This is a genomic window from Shewanella sp. M16, assembly GCF_018224605.1.
GTDB lineage: Bacteria > Pseudomonadota > Gammaproteobacteria > Enterobacterales > Shewanellaceae > Shewanella > Shewanella oncorhynchi.
In genome coordinates this window covers 1-255 of record NZ_JAGTUL010000161.1, presented here as the reverse complement: position 1 = coordinate 255, position 255 = coordinate 1, and the positions used below count along the sequence as shown (strand labels likewise).

Here is a 255-nt window from a genome sequence, read left to right as displayed (position 1 = left end):
TCGGCATCATGGCCGCTCCTGGTGCTATCCCTTTCGTTTACGCTTCCGTCTTATCTGTCGCTCACCACAACCCGCTTGCCAAGGGTTCGCTTCGCCGCTGCGCGCCCTTGTCAATCAGAACGATGGCGAGCGAGCAGGACGTCAGGCGAAAACGAAGATGATAGACCCCAAACGGAGCAAGCAGCCCATGACACACTCAATCACTACCCCAGCAAGCCACACTAAGCCTTTCAGCGAGCAAGCCAGCTTACAAGC

At 56.9% G+C, this 255-nt stretch carries 1 pseudogene; it reads left to right on the top strand.

Annotated elements, in window-relative coordinates:
- A pseudogene (locus KFE26_RS23865) lies at positions 1-255 on the top strand (hypothetical protein); the annotation flags it as partial.